Genomic DNA, 18,732 nt, shown 5'->3' with positions numbered 1-18,732 from the left:
TTTCTCATGCGACATGTGAAAAATTAATCAGTATTTAATCAAGTGATTAATTTGTGATGAAGAGAAGTAAAAAAGAGCAGAAAGAACTGCTCTTTGAACAAATAGAAAAGTATTTACTTAGGAAGAACGGCCTTTTGAGGCTAGATCACCCCCAACTTAACACACTCCAATTCGGTCTGTTGGCGTGTTCTTTTAGTTGTGGGCATGGATTTACCAGATAAGCGTAGTTCGCGTATTCACAAAGCGGTAAATCGTTGATTGAATCGGTATAGAAATGGATTTCGGAATAAGGCTCAGGCTGATTTTCTAGCCACTGTTTTAATCGCGTGACTTTGCCTTCACGATAACTCGGGATACCGTCGATTTCAGCAGTATAACGGTTGTTTTTCTCGATTAAATCAATTCCGAGTGCGGTTGGAATATTAAGACGGCGACCAACGGCTTCCACCAAAAAAGTGACGCTGGCAGAGATGATAACCATATCTATACCATCACGAGAAAGTTGCTCAATCAGGGTTTTGGCTTGAGGGAACTGTTTAGGCAAAATATGGCTTTCAACACATTCTTCAACCAAGGCGTTTACTTCTTCAATCGGCATGTTTTCTAGTGGCTTCATGGAGAACGCTAGGTAATCTTCCATGTCCATTTTGCCTTTAGAGTACAAGGCCATTAGACGCTGATCTTCCTTAATAAATAAAGGATCAGTCGCGATGCCTCTCTCAACCATAAACTCGTTCCAAATCATTGCGCAGTCAGCGTTTATTAGGGTTTCATCCATATCAAAAACATACAAAGGTTTGGACATGTTTAGGCTCTCACTGGTTGAATTTCGTTTAGGTTAAAGAGTAGCTCTAGTTGGCTGCCATTCGCTAGTAAGCGTTCTGAAGAGCGGTTAAGTAAGTCAACAGTGAGCTCACACTCTTCAACGTTCACTTGATAGCGAATAACATTACCTAGAAGCTGGTGGTTGGTGATCGTACCTACTTGTGGCGCTGAGATGTGGCTATCATATTGACGACCTTGCTCTTTTACATATATAGACTCTGGGCGAATCGCTACTTTCCATTCGGTATCAATGTTGAAGAGTTGCTTGGCTTTATTGGCCTCTACAAGGTTGTAGTGCCCCATGAAACCGGCCACAAACTCGTTAGCAGGATGAGTATAAATTTCTTCAGGTGTTCCTGCTTGAACAATTTCCCCTTTACTCATTAGGAAGATACGATCAGACATAATCATCGCCTCTTCTTGGTCATGAGTTACGAAGATAGTGGTGAGATTCATCTCTTTCTGAATGTCTCGGATTTGCTGACGAAGGTGTTTGCGGATTTTGGCATCAAGCGCAGAAAGTGGCTCATCAAGCAATAATATGCGAGGTTTCACCACCAACGCTCGAGCGAGTGCGACACGCTGGCGCTGACCGCCAGAAAGTTGATGCGGATAGTGTTTTTCTTTACCTGCCAGATCCACCAGTTTGATGACTTTAGCCACTTCACGTCGAATATCATCATTCGCAAGCTTTTTCATTTTTAAGCCAAATGCAATGTTGCCTTCGACGGTCATATTGGGAAACAGCGCATACGATTGAAAGACCATCCCAATACCACGCTCTTGCGGGACTTGATGCGTGATATCTTCTCCGTTTACCCAAATCTCGCCTCCATCGACAGGGTTAAGCCCAGCAAGGCTGCGAAGTAGTGTCGATTTACCACAACCGCTAGGGCCCAAAAGCGTAATGAATTCACCTTGCTCGATGTTAAAGTGAATGTCCTCAAATACGGTGTTATCACCAAAACGTTTAGTCAGATTTTTCGCTGTTACGTAGCTCATTGTTTGACTCCTCGGCTGAAACGACTTGCCAACCAAGTCAGTAAAAAAATAAATAGGAAGTAGGTCATCACTAAGGCAGACGTAAAGTGGCCGCTCGTCTGACGCATGTTATACAAGTAGATTTGCAGGGTTTCATAACGTGTGCCGACTAAAATATTGGCGAACACAAACTCTCCCAATAGAAATGAAAATGAAAGGAAAAGCGATGCCATCAGTCCTTTTTTGAGGTTAGGTAAAATGACCATCAAAAACGCTTTGGTTGTGCTTGCTCCTAGCAAGTGTGCAGCGTCCATTAAATCGTTAAGGTTAATTGCTTCGAAGCTATTAGAAATCGCACGATACATGAACGGTAACGCGATGGTGAAGTAAGTACCTACTAGAATCCAAGGAGTACCGATAAGGGAGATTTCACTGTCAGCATAAAGTTGAAGCAAGCCGACGGAGGACACCACTGGTGGTACAGCGAATGGTAGCAAAATCAATACGTTCATGAGCTTATCGAGCTTCGGAAAGTAGTAAAACACCACGAATATCGCTGGCAGAACCAGAAGCACACTGAGGGTTAGCGAAGCAATACAAATAAACAGCGAACGCCCAAACGCTTGCAAAAAGCGTGGGTCGGTCAGCAATTTAACGTACCAATCAAAAGTGAAACCATCTGGAAGCACCGTGGCACCCCAGCGTGATGAAAGCGAATAGACAAAGGTCGCTAAAATCGGGATGAGCATGATCCCAACAATGGAATAAACCACCGTTTTATGGAATCGAGTATTAACGTTGTTCATGACTACTTCCTACCTGCATAGCTTTTCGAAATGAGCCATTGGTTAATCACTGTGATAAAGGCAAGTAACGCCATTAGAATCACCGAAATTGCAGCGGCGAGATTAGGTTCAAGGAACAGGTCTCCCGATACCAGACTCGCAATTCGAATTGTGATGACGTTATAGTTACCGGAGGTCAGCGCATAAACACTCGCATAAGCGCCAATTGCGTTGGCTATTAAGATAATAAAGGTACCGAATAAGGCTGGTGAGAGCACTGGCAGCGCGATTTTCGCCCAATACTGTGATGTTTTGGCTCCCAGTAGCGCAGCAGCAGCTTGCCAATCATCACTCAACGCGTCGAACGCAGGGTAGAGCAACAATACCGCCAGCGGGATTTGGAAGTAGATGTAAATGGCCAGCAGGCCCCATTTACCATAAAGGTCGAAATCACCGAGTAAGCCATACTGCTTGAGCAAAAGGGTAATCGCCCCATTGGTGCCCAAAATAATAATAAAAGCGAATGACAGAGGTACGCCTGCAAAGTTGCTGCTCATGTTCGTAAACGCAATCACACCGTCGCGGACTTTAGAATCGACTCTGCGCAGAGAAGAGACCAACAGAGTCGCAATGGCTAAGCCAAAAATGCTCGACCATACAGCTAACCACAAACTGTTGCCAAACGCCTGCATCATAAAGGCGGAGTCGAGCACTTCAATGTAGTTATCGAAGGCAAACTCGCCATCGTAGATAAAGCTGTTTAACAGTACCCAAATCATCGGTGCGAGTTGAAATAGATAGAAAAACAGTGCGAAAGGCGCCAACCAAATGGCTGGCTTAAAGCGCTTTAACCAAGTACTTGCCAAATTTGAACGTGATTCGCTGGAGCTTGGGGAGAGGACTGAACTTCTCATAGTGCTAACAATTCCTGAGTGTATGGCTTCGTGTGGTCAAGGTTTAGTAATTGACAAACGGTGCCACAAATATCAGTTTGCTTAATATGACAATCTTGATGGGTAAACTTATCACCAATGACAAACAGGGGAACTTCTCGCTCTTCAGGTAAAATCCCACCGTGAGAAAGATCGTTGTTCATGCCATGATCGCTGGTCACAATGATTTGATACCCATCAGCAAGCCATTGATCGATGTAGTTGGAAAGAATAATGTCTGCACCTCGCGCACAATTGCGGTATTGGCGAGAGTCTAGGCCAAACTTATGTCCTGTATCGTCGATATTCATCGGATGGATCAGTAAGAAATCAGGTTGATAGTTTCGACGTAAATACTCTGCGTCCAGGAACAAGGCTTCATCAGGATAATGATCCCAATGGTAAAAGCAGCCGTGCTGGATATTCAGGGTTTCATCATGCGTGAAACGATCGCGAACAGGTTCAAACGGCGCGCGATTATAAAGCTCACTTACCCAGTGGTAGGCAGCCGCAGCGGTCACTTTTCCTTGGGCTTTTGCCAAACTGAAAATGGAATCGTGTTTGGATAGACGAACGATATTGTTGTTTACGATGCCGCTTTCTACAGGGCGAACGCCCGTTAAAATGCACTCATAAAGTGGGCGAGACATAGAGGGCAGCTCACACTGCACAGGATAAAGCGTTGCGCGAGTTTCTTGTTGGGAACGACTTTGTTCTAGAAGACCATTGAGGTAGCCCATGCAATCACGGGCTACCCGACAGTTCAGTCCATCTAGAACAACAAGGATGACCTTATTGCTCATAACGACTTACTCTTATTGCTGGTGGATTAAGACACTTTCTTGCCATTGACGTGGCAGCTTACGTGCGGATTTTTCCCAAGCTGAGAAGTCAGTCACTGGGTGAACATTGCTGTATTGGTCATTAGCAATTAGCTTGTCTTGCACTGCTTGAGGCAGTGTGATGTTGGTGCGGATTGGACGCGCATAACCTTCTGCTAAGTTGATTTGCCCTTGATCGCTGAAGATGTATTCACGAGCAAGCTTTGCTGCATTAGGGTTCTTCGCGTATTTATTGATTATGGTTGTATAACCAGAAATCACAGAGCCATCTTGAGGAATGCTCACTGTAAAGCGGTCGCGGTCAATTTTGTCGCGGTAGTTCAATGCATTGAAGTCCCACATGATCGCCACTTCCACTTCGCCTTTTTCTAGGTTGGCGATGTTCGGATCGGTAAATGAAAGACGACCTTGCTTCGCGAGTTCAGAAAAGAATTTGAGCGCAGGCTTGAGGTTGGATTCGTCCCCACCGTTGGCGAACGCTGCGGCGAGAACCGCGTTGTTAGCCTGTGCTGCTACGCCTACGTCACCTACGGTCACTTTGTAGTCGCCTTTTAATAGGTCATCCCACGTTTTTGGCGCGTCTTTTACGAGGTTATTGTTGGAGATAAAAGAAATAGTGCCAGTGTAAGCAAGTGCCCAATGACCATCTTCGTCTTTTGCCCAATCTGGGATGTCATTCCAAGTTGTTGGTTTATATGGCTGAGTGACGCCTTTTTTAACCGCTACACGTGCGAAGGCAAAGCCTACGTCACCAATGTCTGCGGTCGCGTTTTTCTTCTCAGCTTCGAATTTTGCGATTTCTTGAGCCGAGCTCATATCCGTGTCTTGGTGCTTAAGGTTGTAATTTGACTTTAAATCAGCCCAAGTGTCTTTCCAGTTTGCCCAACTGTCAGGCATACCCACACTGTAAACCGCCCCTTCTTTTTGTGCTGCTGCTACCAAAGATTCAATATCGGCTTCTTTCGCTACTGTTGGCGTAGCGAGCGTTACCGCAATGATTGCCGCTGGTGCGGTAATTGAACGACTTAGCAAAGTTTTCATTGTCTCCATCCTTCTGGACTAGGTCAGTAAGTTCGCTTTGTATGCTATGGATGGAATGTGACGATTTAGCGCAAGTAATTTGACAGTTTTGCTGATTTTATATGGCACTTATATTTCATACGTTCAGTATGTGTTCTGTTGATTAATGTCATATTTTTGTTACGTAAACGCCTTATGTTATTCGTCAAATTATCCTTGGACTAGATCAGAATGAGAGCGACAGGCACCGGACAATTTGGTACCCAATTAGGAAAAATTAGAAGCAGCTTAAAACAGCAGATTCTTTCCGGCATCATGTCGGAAGGACAAAAACTGCCGTCAGAGAGAGAGCTCAGTGAGCTGTTTTCTACAACTCGAATCACTATCAAAGATGCGTTGGTGTCTTTAGAAACTGAAGGTCTTATTTATCGAGAAGAGCGCCGGGGTTGGTATGTATCTCCTGAGCGTATCTGTTACAACCCGTTGTCTCGTTCTCACTTCCATCAGATGATTCGAGAGCAGCATCGTATTGCAGAAACTAAGTTACTCAACGTGCGAAGTGAAATGGCCGCAGGTGAGTATGCCAAATCGTTAGAGGTGGAGCGAATTACCCCAATTTATGTAATTGAACGGTTACGTTTTATTGATGGGCGAGCGGTATTGTTTGTTGAGAACGTGCTCAAAGCGGCACTGTTTGAGGGCATATTGTCTGAGAACCTCACCATGTCCCTGACGGGCATTTATCGTGAGAAGTATGGTTACGAGACAAAGCGCTCTCGTTTTGATGTGATTCCCACGTCAGCTCCTGCTCATGTCGCTAAGGCGTTGAACCTAGCTGAAGGACAACCCGTTCTGAAAATTCGGCGGGTAAACTACAAACAAGATGGGCATTTAATGGACTGCGAATTCGAGTATTGGCGTCCAGACGCAGTGATGATTCGCATTGATAGCGTAGGATAAAGCGCAGAATTAAAAAGAGCCCAATGAAGGGCTCTTTTTCGCATATTGGTTAGAGAGGCGGTTTAAACGAGGCCTTGCTCTTTTGCCATTCTGCTTGCAATGCCGGGTGCTTTCCAAATGCTTGGCAGCAAAATGAAAGACACAGGCACGGCAGTAATTACAATGAAAGACTGCAATGCAGAAATACCACCAGAGCCCATTGAGATAAGCGCAATAGCGACAATACCCATAATCAGACCCCAGAACGAGCGAATCACTGCGTTTGGTTCTGTTGAGCCCGTCATCACTACACTGATTGTGTAAGTCATCGAGTCACCCGTCGTCACGATAAATGTTGTCGTTAAGATCAGGAACAGAACCGAAATGATCATTGGGTAAGGTAATTCACCAGTAATCGCTAGCAGTGCTGCGGGCAAGTTAAAGCCTTCAAACGCAGATGAAATCAAACCAGGGTTATCAAGTTCAAACGCAAGGCCACTGCCACCAACGATACTAAACCAGAAGCAAGTAATCAGCGGTGCCGCGATGCTAATAGACATGATTAATTGGCGAATTGTACGACCACGAGAGATACGAGCAATAAAGATCGCCATCATTGGGCCATAACCGATAAACCAACCCCAGAAGAATACTGTCCACCAGCTTAGCCAGCCTGTATCACCACGGTAAAGTGCCATAGGGAAGAAGTTATCCACCATACGACCAACGCCTTGCACGTAGCCATCAACGATAAAGCTTGTCGGCCCGAAGAACAGGATGTAACCAATTAACAGTACAGACAAAATGATGTTGTAACGACTGACGATTTGAATACCCTTGCTCAAACCGCTCAGTGCGGAAAGGGTATACATCAGGATCGCCGCCATAATAACCATACTTTGCGTTACGAACGTATCTGGCAGGCCAAACAATGAGTTTAGCGCGTAGCTAATTTGTAAACCTAAGAAGCCGATAGGACCGATGGTTCCTGCTGCTACTGCAATGATGCTACATGCGTCAGCAACATCACCAATCCAGCCTTTAATGGCTTTATCACCAAACACAGGGTAAAGCAGAGTACGCGGCTTAAGAGGCAGGCCTTTATCGTAATGCAAGTGCATTAAGACAATGGAAGATAGACCACCAAGGATCGCCCAAGCTAAGAAGCCCCAGTGCATAAAAGACTGAGATAGGGCATTGATTGCGGCAGTTTTCGGTGAGGCTTCCCCGTATAGAGGCGGAGCAGTCACAAAGTGCGCGATAGGCTCAGCAGCGGCCCAGAACACACCACCACCTGCAAGTAGAGTACAGAGTACGATTGACAACCACTTAAAGTTATCAATATCAGGTTTCGCTAGACCACCTAGGCGCACATAACCAGTGCGACCAAACGCAAGAGCCAAACCAATTAGGAAATTCAGAAGAAGCAGTACTTGCCAGTAAGCTCCGAAATATTTAGTAGCAAAGCCGAAGCCGGTGTTAACCATTGCGGTTAGAGAGTCGGTATTCGTTAGAGCAAGTAAAACGAATAGAGTGAGGAAGCTACCACTTAACCAAAAGACAGGATTGGTGAGTTCGAGGCGCTTGAGTAAAGATGGGGGATGAATAGCAGAATAGTCAGCATCCTGAATAGGCGCTGTGTGGGAGGCGGCATTCGTCATATTTGACATAATTACTTCGCTTTTTAGGGCTATGAAGCCGTGCATTTCCCCTCACATCGTTTCAACGAAAAGTGTGAGGATGTTCAAAAAGCCGATGATGTTAACATGTCGAAGTTGCAAATATAACCTTAGATTTCGATTAATTTTTAACAGGTTAGCCAAGTTGCTGATTTTTGGGTAGAGATCAAAAGAAAGAGTTTTTACGTGAAATGCACCGCATTTCGTATGTAATTAACATTTCCCTTGTTTTTGCATGGGATTATCAGGATTACATTGAGAAAACATGTTTTTCCCAAGCTAAGGTTTAACTCGATGGCTCACTTCGAACTTAACGGGCAGTGGATGCTTACCTCGCCACAGCGCCCCAATCTTGAAATTCCAATGTTTATTCCGGGCGATAATGTGTCGGCGCTTTTACAAGCAGAGCAGATTCCAGATCCTTATTTTGCCGATAATGAAAACAAAGTTCGATGGATTGAAGAGTGTGAGTGGCATATCTCACGTGAGTTTGACGTCGACGCGTTTACGTTGTCTGCCAAGCAAATTTGGATGACGCTAACTCGTGTCGATACATTGGCAACCTTCTATGTTAATGGTGAGCTAGCACTAACGTGCAGCAACATGTTTACCCAGCAACGTGTGGATATTAAACCGCATTTAAAGCAAGGTACTAACACGATTCGGATTGAGTTTGCTCGGGCGGATTTAGAAGGTATCGCAAGAGCAAAAAAACTGCCATTTCCTATTCCATCGGCAATGGGCAACAACCAAATTCCACACATGAACTTGATCCGCAAAACACAATGCCATTCCGGATGGGACTGGGGCATTTGCTTGATGGTATCGGGTATTTACGACCCCATTCAAATCGACATTGTGAATGAGCTTTGGCTCAAAGGTTTCTCGACAGAGCAGCAATGGCAAGCCGATGGAAGTGTGTTTCTTGATGTAGTAGTTGAAGTGGAAACGGACAGTCAACGCCATGGAATGATGGTTGAATTTAATGGTGAGCGTCAATGTATTCAAACAAAAGGAAGTGGTCACTATCATTGCCAGTTCCACATTTTGGAGCCTCAACGCTGGTGGCCATCGGGTTATGGCGAAGCGTATCTCTATCCCATTACCATTTCTTGCAGAGAGCAAAAGTTAACGCACAACATTGGTTTGCGTCAGTTAACCCTAAATAACCAAGCTGATGAGCACGGCTCTGCAATGGAATTTATCGTCAATGGCGTACCGATTAATGCTAAAGGTGCCAACTGGATCCCTATTGACGCAATGCCGGGGCGAGAGTACGAAACACGTTATCGCAACCTTTTGCAAAGTGCGGTTGACGCCAACATGAACATGATTCGCGTATGGGGCGGTGGTCAGTACGAGAGTGAAACCTTTTATAACCTTTGTGATGAACTTGGCTTGTTGGTGTGGCAAGACATGATGTTCGCCTGCTCGTTGTACCCATCAAACGACGAGTTTTTAAAAGACGTAGAAGAAGAACTTAGATTCCAAATCCCGAGGCTCAAGGAGCACCCATCAATCGCACTTTGGTGTGGTGACAATGAAGTGATTGGAGCTATTGGTTGGTATGACGAATCTAAGCGCAGTAAAGTCAAATACACGGCTAACTACGATCGCCTCAACCGCATGATTGAGAAGGAGATTACCGAGCAAGATAGCACTCGCCGTTTCTGGCCAAGTTCCCCATGTAATGGTGAACTGGATTTCGGTGATGCGTGGCATGATGATAGTAAAGGCGATATGCACTTTTGGGACGTTTGGCATTCAGGAAAATCATTCAGTGCCTACATTGACGTGAATCCTCGTTTTTGCTCTGAGTTTGGTTTTCAATCTTGGCCATCTTTTGCTGAAGTTAAGCGGTTTGTCCCTGAGCAAGACTGGAATATTACATCCCCAACTTTCGAACAACATCAGAAGAACCCGCGTGGTAATAGTATTATCACAGAGATGTTCACGCGCTATTTTCGTTTTCCCTCTGGATTTGAGAGCATGCTGTATTTAAGTCAAGTTCAGCAGGCAATCGCGATCAAAACTGCATGCGATCATTGGCGTGCCATTTCTCCAGTTTGTCGCGGCATGCTGTACTGGCAACTCAACGACAGTTGGCCTGTCAGTTCTTGGTCTAGTTTGGAATACAGTGGTCGATGGAAGCAGTTGCACTACCATGCAAAACGCTTTTTTGCGCCGCAGTATTTGGTATTTTCCGAGCATACAGGCAAGTTGAGCCTACATTTGCTCAATGATGCCAAAGAGTCCGCAAGCGTCAACGCACTGCTTAAGTGGGTAGATTGGCAAGGGGAAGAAAAGCAATGTTGGAGCTTAGAACAAACAGTCATAGCAGACAGCAATACGATTTTGTGGCAATTGGATGAATCGATCGAGAAGGACGAACTTACGTCAAGCTTCTTCTATGTTGAAGCGCAAATCGGTGAATACAGAATAAGCAACACATGGTTTAGTACTCACGAGCTAAAAACCTTGCCGATAGCGAAAGCCAATATAGATGTCTCTATTGAAGGGAGGCGAATTACATTGATTGCGGATAAGCCTGCGTTTTTTGTTCATTTGGAGAGTGATGCTGATGGAAGATTCAGTGACTCCAGTTTTACTCTACTGACCAACGTTCCAATGACGGTTGAGTATTTAGGTGATGATGTTTCAGGTATGCAGCAGTCGTTGAGGGTATACCACCTTAATGATTAAAGCGGGTATAGAACATCTACATGCTGACAACTAAAAAGGGAGCGTTTGCTCCCTTTTTAGTTACCAAGTATCCGTTATTAAGCTCAGGTTGAGACAGAAGACTATTTAAGTTTCTGATGGACCCGATAGCTAACGACAAAGCCAATGTAGAATAGTGCAGCAAGAGTAATCATTGCCGTCGCGTACGCCAGTAGGCTGTTTAACCCTAAACCAAAAGCCAGAGTGAAGGCGATACCATGAATGGCTTCCGCAGGGATTCGGTACCAAGCAGAGTGGACGGAAGATCCAAAGAGGATAAAGGTACTAAGTAAGACAATCGTGCCGCCTATAAAGCCGACCCATCTGCTGTTGTTCATGTTGCAGTCTCAGGGGTTACCGAGGTAACGTAACAAAATATTTCAGGATCGTATTATACAACCGATCATCGCGAAAAGCGCTAGAGAAATTTCGCGGATAAAACAGAGTGTTTTAATTCGAACAAAAGAATACGACCATAGCCAACTTAATACAGGAATAACAAAACATGTTGAGATTTATACAACGTCGCCGCATTAAGAAAGTGATTAAACTAATGAGTACCAGATTGGTGGTGGGATACGGCAGTCGTGAGTACTTTTCGGTTGGTCAGGTAAAGACGAGCACCAGCGAGTTAAGAGCGTGCCAACAAAAAATTGCGTTGGCGTTGTATGCGAATCCGCAAGATCTTGATTTGGAAAATCAACCAGAGTTGCAAGCCATCCGCTCTGATGTAGCGCATGACTTCTTCGCTGGTGTCGATTATACCGCTCAAGATGTGCTTAATTTACTCGGCTCTGGTGGCTGGAAAGGAGGTCGAATGGAAGATGGAATGTCTCATCATTTTGGTATGCACAGTCGCTATTAAAAACATGCGTTAATTTTATAAATTCGATAAATATTTTTGCTGTTAAAGATTAATTAAATTTTCTTTCAATTGGGTAACAATTACCTAATTATGCACCCGAATCCCAGCGCGTCGCTGGACTGGTTGGATTGCATACCATGAAATTAATCATCAAAGGATTGGGGCTGAGTGCTCTTGTGCTCAGCATGTTTGCTCATGCAGATAGCAAAACGTTGAACGTTTATGCATGGGGTGGCTATTTGCCGGAAGCATCGTTAAAAGCGTTTGAAAAACAAGAAGGCGTTACGATTAATTATTCGACCTTTGAGAATAATGAATCAATGTATACCAAGCTAAAATTGCTAAAAGGTTCTGGTTACGATGTGGTCTTTGCTTCTGCGTACTTCATTGAAAAAATGGGTCGAGAAGGACTGCTTTCGAAAATAGATCACGCTCAAGTGCCAAACATGCAAGACACAATGGACGGCTTACTTGGCCAAGCGCACGATCCGAAAAATGATTACTCTCTGCCTTATATTTGGGGCATTACAGGGATCAGCTACAACGAATCCATGGTTGAGCAACCAGTGACCAAATGGGCAGACTTATGGGAGTCTCAATACGAACAACAAGTCATGTTGATTGATGACGTTCGCGATGTGTTCGGTATGGCGCTGAAGAAAAATGGCCATAGCGTGAATACAAAAGACGAAGCTGAAATCGAGCAGGCTTTTGATTCTCTAGTCGCACTGAAAAACAACGTATTACTGTACAACTCAGATGCGCCGCAAGTCCCTTACGTGTCCGGTGAAACATCGGTCGGCATGCAATGGAACGGCAACGCATTCCAAGGACAGGTTGAAATGCCTGAGCTGAAGTTCGTGATGCCGGAAGAGGGCGCGGTATTGTGGATGGACAACTTCACTATTCCGTCTGGCAGTAAAAACAAAGCATTGGCGCATAAATTTATTAACTTCATGTACCAATCAGAGAACCAAGCGGAAATCGTGACCAGTTTGGGTTATGCGTCGGCAACGAACGCTGGGCGTGACAAATTGCCAGAAGAGTTGAAAAACAACCGTACTATTTTCCCTTCATCAGAAGACTTGAAAAAAGGCGAGTTTATTAATGATGTTGGCGCAGAAACGTTAGCGATTTACGAAAAGTACTGGCAACGTTTAAGAACGCAATAAGCAACGTCTTTGCCTATTTTTAGGCTTAAAATCGTTCAAATTTGGATTCCCCTCATCACGAAAGTGGTGAGGGGAATTTTTTATAGGCTTTGTACTGCGAGTGTTACTACGCGGTACGCTTCACGAGGCAGAAGTGCTTTTTACCGCGTTGCAGTAACCAATATTGATCAAACAGTGGGAAGCTCAAACTCGGGTTATCAGCCGGCACTTTTTCACCGTTTACACTGATGGCGTTGTTGCTGATGTGTTCGCGTGCAACACGCTTCGAACTTGCTAAACCCGACTCAATCAACAGCTCAACCAAATCTTGTAGTGCGCTCTCAATGCTTGGTAAACCATCCAACTCCAATTGTTTTAATTCACCCAAACTCAGTTGTTGCACATTACCGCTGAATAAAGCTTGAGTGATGCGCTCGGCACTGGCGAGGCCGTCTTCGCCATGAACAAATCGCGTCATTTCTTCAGCGAGAATACGTTGTGCTTGTGGCTTACCTTGGCTTGCTTGGTCTTGCGCTTCAATGCTGGCAATTTCTTCGCAGCTCAAGAATGTGTAGTAACGCAAGAAGTGGTAAACGTCGGCGTCTTCTGCGCCAAGCCAGAACTGGTAGAACGCGTAAGGAGAGGTTTTGCTAGGATCTAGCCATACTGCACCGCCTTCGGTTTTGCCAAATTTGGTACCATCGGATTTGGTGATCAGCGGCAGAGTTAAGCCAAATACTTGCTCACCATTTTGACGGCGAGTTAAATCGATCCCGCTGACGATGTTTCCCCATTGGTCATTGCCACCGATTTGCAAACGGCAACCGTATCGACGGTTTAGCTCGGCAAAATCGTACGATTGCAATAGGGCGTAGCTAAATTCGGTGAAGGAGATACCTTGGTCAGGTCGTTGCAGGCGTTGTTTTACCGATTCTCGGTTGACCATAGTATTGATCGAGAAGTGCTTACCCACATCGCGGAAGAAGTCGATCACATTGATCGCTTTCATCCAGTCAGCGTTGTTCACCATGATCATTGGCTTGCTCAATTGGTGATTCATCAACTGTTGAATTTGGTTTGAGAGATCGTTAACCCAGCCTGAGACGATTTCCGCTGAGTTCAGACTGCGCTCAGTCGCTTTAAAGCTTGGGTCGCCAATCATGCCCGTTGCACCGCCAATCAAGGCAACAGCTTGGTGTCCGGCATCTTGAAAGCGCTTAAGCATAATCAAAGGCACGAGGTGGCCGATATGCAAGCTGCCAGCTGTAGGATCGAAGCCGCAGTAAACGGTTTGTGGCTGTGAGAGAAGTGTCTGAATTTCTTCCAAATCGCTGGCTTGTGCAATCAAGCCACGATCTTGTAAATCTTGCAGTAATGGTGTCGTCATTCTTTTTGTCTGTCTTAGTGGTTGTTACATTTAGACTAAAACGCGACACCTTTTCTCGATATATCCCTTAAGGGACAGTTTTTATCTTGAATGGAGAATGAGGTGATTGAGGAAAAGCTGGAATAACTCACTCAATGAAGACACATTTAATTGCGAGTAAATTCGCTTTCGATGATTTTTGACCGTGCCTTGAACTAAGTGTAACCGCGCGGCAATTTCTTTGGTGTCAAACCCTTGAGCGAGAAGCGAAGCCACCTCTTGTTCGCGACGGGTGAGTGATTCTACGCCAAACGTTGCTAAAGCTTGCTCAATGGCTAATCGCATACTGCCAGAATAAGCACTCTGTGCAAAAACAGGCTCAGAAAAGGTAAATTCCGTTTGTTTCCAATGCTGCTGACAAAGCGACTGAATTATCGGGAAATAGGGCTTTAGCTTATTTATTTGTTGCTGAGAAAAGTATTTTCCATCAGTCATATATCCGAAGTACAGCATGACCCAACGGCCAGATTCAACTTCGACTAGCATGCTAAGCTCGTCTTTCCACCCTGTTTGATGATAGAACTGCTCGCAGTATGAGGTGAAGTCAACGCCTTTACGCGCCACGTCTTTGAGCGTAAATACGCCTTGTTGCTTTGTCTCGTTTAGTTTGAGAAAAAAAGGGTCATTTTGAAATGAGTCAGTAAGGTAGCGTTGAAAAAGTAACTCTCGCTCGTTCTCAATTGAGTCGTAGAGATAAATAGGATGTTTACCTTCTCGGTAACCTAAAATAACTGCGCAATCAAAATGAAAAAGAGTGCGAATGACACGCATAAGTTTAGGAGTAAAGTTAGGCGTGTTAAGAGCAGAAATTGCTTCTGCTAGCAGATTATTAAAGTTATTGTCAGGCATGGGATACCGAATTGCAGGTGGTTTTGCGCAAGCATAACCAAAAGCAATCCAACGAGAAAGGGAAGTCGCCATCTTCTGGTGACTTCCATAGAGAAAGTTGCGTAAGTGCTCAGTTTTGAGGAATCATATCCCCGTTAACTTATTGATAAGGGTGCATAACAACGGTTTTATTTAAGCGATTAGTTGCTATGCATTACTGCGAGTTAGTGAGCTCTTCGTTAACCCAATATTTAGAACCAGACACGTTAGCATCGATGAGCAAACCTTTAGCGTTCAACTGATAGACGGCGACGCCGCTGTTAAATTGTTTTGAAAGTTGCTCTGAATCTTCGCCCGCAACAGCAGAGGCTTCACTTGTGGCCTCCCATCCTTCGTTGACGAACGTATCAAAGTCTTCTTTGCTCTCAAACAGAACCACTTGTTGGTAAAATTTGCCGCCAGCCCCAAGTGCAACGCCCAAACCAAACATATTCATATAAGTGCGTTCTTCTGTTTCCTTATTCACTGCGACTCCTGACCCTGAGTTGGTGTGAAACAGCAAAGATAATTTACGAGAATCAAAGACCGCGTAGCCGTACGCGTTGTCGTAAATAGCTTTTGCCTCCGGCTTTTCATTAAATAACTTGAGCAAAGCGCTATCTGCCATTAAGTCCACGGCTTGGCGAGCTTCTTCTGGCGTATCGCCTTCCATCAGCTCATCAATTTTTTTGTCGGCAGCATCTATCCATTCTTTGCTCTTCTCGATGCTGGCTTCTGTCCATTCGCCTGCGGTATTGATCGCTTCCTCGGACCAGTTCGTGAAATCTTGCCACGCTTGTTTTGAAAACGCTTTGGTATCGTCCCAAGCATCTTGTGCAGTATCAGAAACTGCGTCGCCAAGCTCAGACATTTTATTGGAAATTTCATCCCAATCGGCATAAGCAGGGGATGCCAGGAGCATCAATGTAGTAAGGAGTGCGATAGGCTTTTTCATCAAATTCTCTCTGGAGTTATCGATATACCATTCATTTTAGGTCATCAGACTTTGATAATGAAATTGACTAAATGACGAACTTGAGAGAGGAATCACGAACTGATTGTGAAATGACGTGTGAATAACAAAGCCCTCACAAGGGGAGTGTGAGGGCTAGAGTTTATCGTGTGTTACTTGCTGCTAACTTTACCGAGTTTTAACCAAGTATCGATAACCGTATCTGGGTTTAGTGATACAGAGCTAATACCTTGATCCATTAGCCATTCCGCTAAGTCGTCGTGGTCTGATGGGCCTTGACCACAAATACCAACGTATTTGCCTGCTTTTGTTGCTGCATCAATCGCCATCTGAAGCATTACCTTAACCGCTGGGTTACGCTCATCAAATAGATGTGCAACATCGCCAGAGTCACGATCAAGTCCAAGCGTTAGCTGAGTCATGTCGTTTGAGCCAATCGAGAAGCCATCAAAGTACTTTAAGAACTCATCGGCAAGGACCGCGTTGGATGGCAGTTCGCACATCATGATGACTTTAAGACCCTGATCGCCACGGCGCAGATCAAACTTCGCTAGCAAATCAATCACTGATGCTGCTTCGCTTGGTGTACGCACAAATGGGATCATGATTTCAACGTTTTTCAGACCCATTTCGTTACGAACGCGTTTGATTGCTTGAGTTTCTAGCTCGAAGCAGTCTTCAAACACTGGAGAAATGTAACGAGACGCGCCACGGAAGCCAAGCATTGGGTTTTCTTCATGCGGTTCGTATGCTTTACCGCCAACCAAGTTGCTGTATTCGTTAGACTTAAAGTCAGACATACGAACAATAACGCGTTTCGGCCAAAATGCCGCAGCAATGGTTGCGATACCTTCTGTCAGCTTGCTTACGTAGAAATCGATAGGATCTTTGTAACCACGAATACGCTGAGTGATTTCTGCTTTTAGCTCATCGCTTTGTGCATCAAAGTTAAGTAATGCTTTCGGGTGGATACCAATCATCTTATTGATGATGAATTCAAGACGAGCAAGACCAACACCTTCATTTGGAATTTGTGCGAAGTCAAACGCGCGATCAGGGTTACCCACGTTCATCATCACTTTTGTTGGTAGCAGTGGCAGTTCATCAACAGAAGAGCGTTTTACGTCAAACTCAAGTTCACCTTGGTAAACGTAGCCCGTTTCACCTTCAGAACAAGATACGGTCACGGTTGCACCATCGGTTAACTTGCTTGTCGCATCGCCACAGCCAACGATTGCAGGAATACCAAGCTCACGAGCGATGATGGCTGCGTGGCAAGTACGGCCACCACGGTTGGTTACGATTGCAGATGCTTTTTTCATCACTGGTTCCCAGTCTGGGTCAGTCATGTCTGTAACTAGCACGTCACCTTCTTGGACTAAAGACATTTGGTCCAGAGAGTCAACCAAGCGAACCACGCCTTTACCGATGCGCTGACCGATTGCACGACCTTCAACCAAAACATCTGCTTTGTTTTGTAGCTCGTAGCGCTCAATCACGTTTTGTTCCGTTTGTGAACATACGGTTTCAGGACGCGCTTGAACAATGTACAGCTTGCCATCAATACCATCTTTTGCCCATTCAATGTCCATTGGACGCTGATAGTGCTTTTCGATGATCATTGCTTGTTTTGCGAGCTCTTTGATCTCGTCGTCGTTCAATGAGAACGTGTTGCGCTCTTCATCAGAAGTATCAACGATATCAACTTGTTTGCCGATTTCTTGGTTATCTGAGTAGATCATTTTGATCAACTTAGAACCAAATGTTTTCTTAACGATTGGGTGTTCGCCTGCTTCAAGCATTGGCTTGTGAACGTAGAACTCGTCAGGGTTTACTGCACCTTGAACGACCATCTCGCCTAGACCCCATGAAGAGGTGATGAAGACAACTTGGTCGAAACCCGATTCAGTGTCTAGTGTAAACATAACACCCGACGAGGCTTTATCTGAACGCACCATACGTTGGATACCCGCAGATAGCGAGATGCCACGGTGGTCGAACCCTTGGTGAACGCGGTAAGAAATCGCACGGTCGTTAAATAGAGAAGCGTAAACGTGCTTAGTTGCTTCTAGTACTGCGTCGATGCCTTTCACGTTCAAAAACGTTTCTTGCTGACCAGCAAAAGAAGCATCAGGTAGGTCTTCTGCCGTAGCAGATGAACGAACTGCGACTGAAAGCTCAGGATTGCCTTCGATCAGTTCTTGGTAATTTTCACGAATTTCTTGTTCAAGGTCCGCAGGGAAAGGGGCCTCTAATACCCATTGACGAATGTTTGCACCTGTCTTACGCAGAGCTTCTACATCTTCAACGTCTAGTTCATCGAGTAATTGGTGAATACGCTCATCCAAACCTTCGTGGTCAAGGAATTGGTTAAACGCGTATGAGGTTGTCGCAAAACCATTTGGTACAGAAACGCCTGCGTTTGCTAGGTTAGAAACCATTTCGCCAAGTGAAGCATTCTTACCGCCGACTTTGTCGACATCATCCATGGATAGGCCATTGAACCAGAGGGTGTTCTTTTGCATGTCTTTCTCCAGAAACATTGCAGCTTAGTAGGGGGACTTAAATCGATCTAAACAATCGCATGTTGGCTGTTATTACACGTTGACCATACATTGCTTCATTTAGATTGATATCAAAGGCAAACGATTACGTTCTGGCTGAAAAAAATTCAAAAGAATTTTTAAAGCTGTGGTGAACCTAACTGAAAGCCAAACTGATTTATT

The 18,732-nt window shown here is 44.9% G+C and carries 16 protein-coding genes; 4 read left to right on the top strand and 12 right to left on the bottom strand.

What is annotated here, in order from left to right:
• Nucleotides 1-145: 145 nt before the first annotated feature.
• Genes R7Q46_RS11775 through R7Q46_RS11750 form a run of 6 tightly spaced genes read right to left on the bottom strand, consistent with a single transcriptional unit; the run spans nucleotide 146 to nucleotide 5,406 of the window.
• Nucleotides 146-805: an HAD family hydrolase gene (locus R7Q46_RS11775; protein WP_318077518.1), complete on the bottom strand. Its 660-nt coding sequence runs from the start codon at nucleotides 803-805 to the stop codon at nucleotides 146-148.
• A 2-nt stretch (nucleotides 806-807) separates the two neighbouring features.
• Nucleotides 808-1,827: an ABC transporter ATP-binding protein gene (locus R7Q46_RS11770; protein WP_005373862.1), complete on the bottom strand. Its 1,020-nt coding sequence runs from the start codon at nucleotides 1,825-1,827 to the stop codon at nucleotides 808-810.
• The gene (locus tag R7Q46_RS11765; protein ID WP_017633567.1) at nucleotides 1,824-2,612 is read right to left on the bottom strand and encodes an ABC transporter permease; all 789 of its coding nucleotides are present in this window, start codon (nucleotides 2,610-2,612) and stop codon (nucleotides 1,824-1,826) included. The genes R7Q46_RS11770 and R7Q46_RS11765 overlap by 4 nt, the downstream gene beginning before the upstream one ends.
• 2 nt (nucleotides 2,613-2,614) lie before the next feature.
• Entirely contained in the window at nucleotides 2,615-3,505 is an 891-nt protein-coding gene (locus tag R7Q46_RS11760) for an ABC transporter permease (RefSeq protein ID WP_053304599.1), read from the bottom strand.
• Nucleotides 3,502-4,326 carry an alkaline phosphatase family protein gene (locus R7Q46_RS11755; RefSeq protein WP_308387459.1) on the bottom strand — a complete coding sequence of 275 codons (825 nt, stop codon included), beginning with the start codon at nucleotides 4,324-4,326 and terminating at the stop codon, nucleotides 3,502-3,504. Before R7Q46_RS11755 ends, R7Q46_RS11760 begins: the two co-directional genes overlap by 4 nt.
• A 12-nt stretch (nucleotides 4,327-4,338) precedes the next feature.
• Nucleotides 4,339-5,406, bottom strand: coding sequence for an ABC transporter substrate-binding protein (locus tag R7Q46_RS11750; RefSeq protein ID WP_005373851.1), 1,068 nt, complete (start codon nucleotides 5,404-5,406; stop codon nucleotides 4,339-4,341).
• 210 nt (nucleotides 5,407-5,616) lie between these two features.
• On the opposite strand from R7Q46_RS11750, the gene R7Q46_RS11745 reads away from it, so the two are divergent.
• Nucleotides 5,617-6,345 (top strand): UTRA domain-containing protein, encoded by a 729-nt coding sequence (locus R7Q46_RS11745; protein WP_005387087.1) that lies wholly within the window; start codon nucleotides 5,617-5,619, stop codon nucleotides 6,343-6,345.
• Nucleotides 6,346-6,407: 62 nt separating this feature from the next.
• Here R7Q46_RS11745 and R7Q46_RS11740 read toward each other — a convergent pair whose 3' ends face one another.
• Entirely contained in the window at nucleotides 6,408-7,994 is a 1,587-nt protein-coding gene (locus R7Q46_RS11740) for a BCCT family transporter (RefSeq protein ID WP_005373846.1), read from the bottom strand.
• A gap of 303 nt (nucleotides 7,995-8,297) precedes the next feature.
• Here R7Q46_RS11740 and R7Q46_RS11735 point away from each other — a divergent pair, with 303 nt between their 5' ends.
• Complete coding sequence (locus R7Q46_RS11735; protein WP_213871458.1) at nucleotides 8,298-10,706, top strand: beta-mannosidase; 2,409 nt, start codon at nucleotides 8,298-8,300, stop codon at nucleotides 10,704-10,706.
• Between the two features lie 101 nt (nucleotides 10,707-10,807).
• On the opposite strand, the gene R7Q46_RS11730 is transcribed toward R7Q46_RS11735, so the two are convergent.
• Nucleotides 10,808-11,062, bottom strand: a complete 255-nt coding sequence (locus tag R7Q46_RS11730) for a hypothetical protein (protein ID WP_005373837.1) — start codon at nucleotides 11,060-11,062, stop codon at nucleotides 10,808-10,810.
• Between the two features lie 167 nt (nucleotides 11,063-11,229).
• Here R7Q46_RS11730 and R7Q46_RS11725 point away from each other — a divergent pair, with 167 nt between their 5' ends.
• A complete protein-coding gene (locus tag R7Q46_RS11725; protein ID WP_203345314.1) occupies nucleotides 11,230-11,589 on the top strand; it encodes a DUF6559 family protein in 360 nt (119 codons plus the stop codon).
• A gap of 137 nt (nucleotides 11,590-11,726) precedes the next feature.
• The gene (locus R7Q46_RS11720; protein ID WP_017633571.1) at nucleotides 11,727-12,761 is read left to right on the top strand and encodes an ABC transporter substrate-binding protein; all 1,035 of its coding nucleotides are present in this window, start codon (nucleotides 11,727-11,729) and stop codon (nucleotides 12,759-12,761) included.
• A gap of 106 nt (nucleotides 12,762-12,867) precedes the next feature.
• On the opposite strand, the gene tyrS is transcribed toward R7Q46_RS11720, so the two are convergent.
• The 4 genes from tyrS to ppsA form a co-directional block, all read right to left on the bottom strand.
• Nucleotides 12,868-14,127 carry a tyrosine--tRNA ligase gene (gene tyrS / locus R7Q46_RS11715; protein WP_053307191.1) on the bottom strand — a complete coding sequence of 420 codons (1,260 nt, stop codon included), beginning with the start codon at nucleotides 14,125-14,127 and terminating at the stop codon, nucleotides 12,868-12,870.
• An 81-nt stretch (nucleotides 14,128-14,208) separates the two neighbouring features.
• On the bottom strand, nucleotides 14,209-15,015 hold the full coding sequence (locus R7Q46_RS11710; RefSeq protein WP_021707696.1) for a response regulator transcription factor: 807 nt from the start codon (nucleotides 15,013-15,015) through the stop codon (nucleotides 14,209-14,211).
• A gap of 193 nt (nucleotides 15,016-15,208) precedes the next feature.
• Nucleotides 15,209-15,988, bottom strand: coding sequence for a hypothetical protein (locus R7Q46_RS11705; protein ID WP_005373824.1), 780 nt, complete (start codon nucleotides 15,986-15,988; stop codon nucleotides 15,209-15,211).
• 170 nt (nucleotides 15,989-16,158) lie between these two features.
• Nucleotides 16,159-18,531, bottom strand: coding sequence for a phosphoenolpyruvate synthase (ppsA, locus tag R7Q46_RS11700; RefSeq protein ID WP_005373822.1), 2,373 nt, complete (start codon nucleotides 18,529-18,531; stop codon nucleotides 16,159-16,161).
• Between the last annotated feature and the right edge of the window lie 201 nt (nucleotides 18,532-18,732).

Source organism: Vibrio sp. 811, from assembly GCF_033339195.1.
Note: the sequence above shows the minus strand (reverse complement) of the source record. Positions and strands in the feature narration are given on the sequence as shown.

Coding starts and splice junctions, on each gene's coding strand:
- R7Q46_RS11760 (WP_053304599.1), bottom strand. CDS start 3,505: ATGAGAAGTTCAGTCCTCTCCCCAAGCTCCAGCGAATCACGTTCAAAT.
- R7Q46_RS11745 (WP_005387087.1), top strand. CDS start 5,617: ATGAGAGCGACAGGCACCGGACAATTTGGTACCCAATTAGGAAAAATT.
- R7Q46_RS11770 (WP_005373862.1), bottom strand. CDS start 1,827: ATGAGCTACGTAACAGCGAAAAATCTGACTAAACGTTTTGGTGATAAC.
- R7Q46_RS11755 (WP_308387459.1), bottom strand. CDS start 4,326: ATGAGCAATAAGGTCATCCTTGTTGTTCTAGATGGACTGAACTGTCGG.
- R7Q46_RS11725 (WP_203345314.1), top strand. CDS start 11,230: ATGTTGAGATTTATACAACGTCGCCGCATTAAGAAAGTGATTAAACTA.
- R7Q46_RS11720 (WP_017633571.1), top strand. CDS start 11,727: ATGAAATTAATCATCAAAGGATTGGGGCTGAGTGCTCTTGTGCTCAGC.
- R7Q46_RS11765 (WP_017633567.1), bottom strand. CDS start 2,612: ATGAACAACGTTAATACTCGATTCCATAAAACGGTGGTTTATTCCATT.
- R7Q46_RS11710 (WP_021707696.1), bottom strand. CDS start 15,015: ATGCCTGACAATAACTTTAATAATCTGCTAGCAGAAGCAATTTCTGCT.
- R7Q46_RS11730 (WP_005373837.1), bottom strand. CDS start 11,062: ATGAACAACAGCAGATGGGTCGGCTTTATAGGCGGCACGATTGTCTTA.
- R7Q46_RS11740 (WP_005373846.1), bottom strand. CDS start 7,994: ATGTCAAATATGACGAATGCCGCCTCCCACACAGCGCCTATTCAGGAT.
- R7Q46_RS11705 (WP_005373824.1), bottom strand. CDS start 15,988: ATGAAAAAGCCTATCGCACTCCTTACTACATTGATGCTCCTGGCATCC.
- R7Q46_RS11750 (WP_005373851.1), bottom strand. CDS start 5,406: ATGAAAACTTTGCTAAGTCGTTCAATTACCGCACCAGCGGCAATCATT.
- R7Q46_RS11735 (WP_213871458.1), top strand. CDS start 8,298: ATGGCTCACTTCGAACTTAACGGGCAGTGGATGCTTACCTCGCCACAG.
- tyrS (WP_053307191.1), bottom strand. CDS start 14,127: ATGACGACACCATTACTGCAAGATTTACAAGATCGTGGCTTGATTGCA.
- ppsA (WP_005373822.1), bottom strand. CDS start 18,531: ATGCAAAAGAACACCCTCTGGTTCAATGGCCTATCCATGGATGATGTC.
- R7Q46_RS11775 (WP_318077518.1), bottom strand. CDS start 805: ATGTCCAAACCTTTGTATGTTTTTGATATGGATGAAACCCTAATAAAC.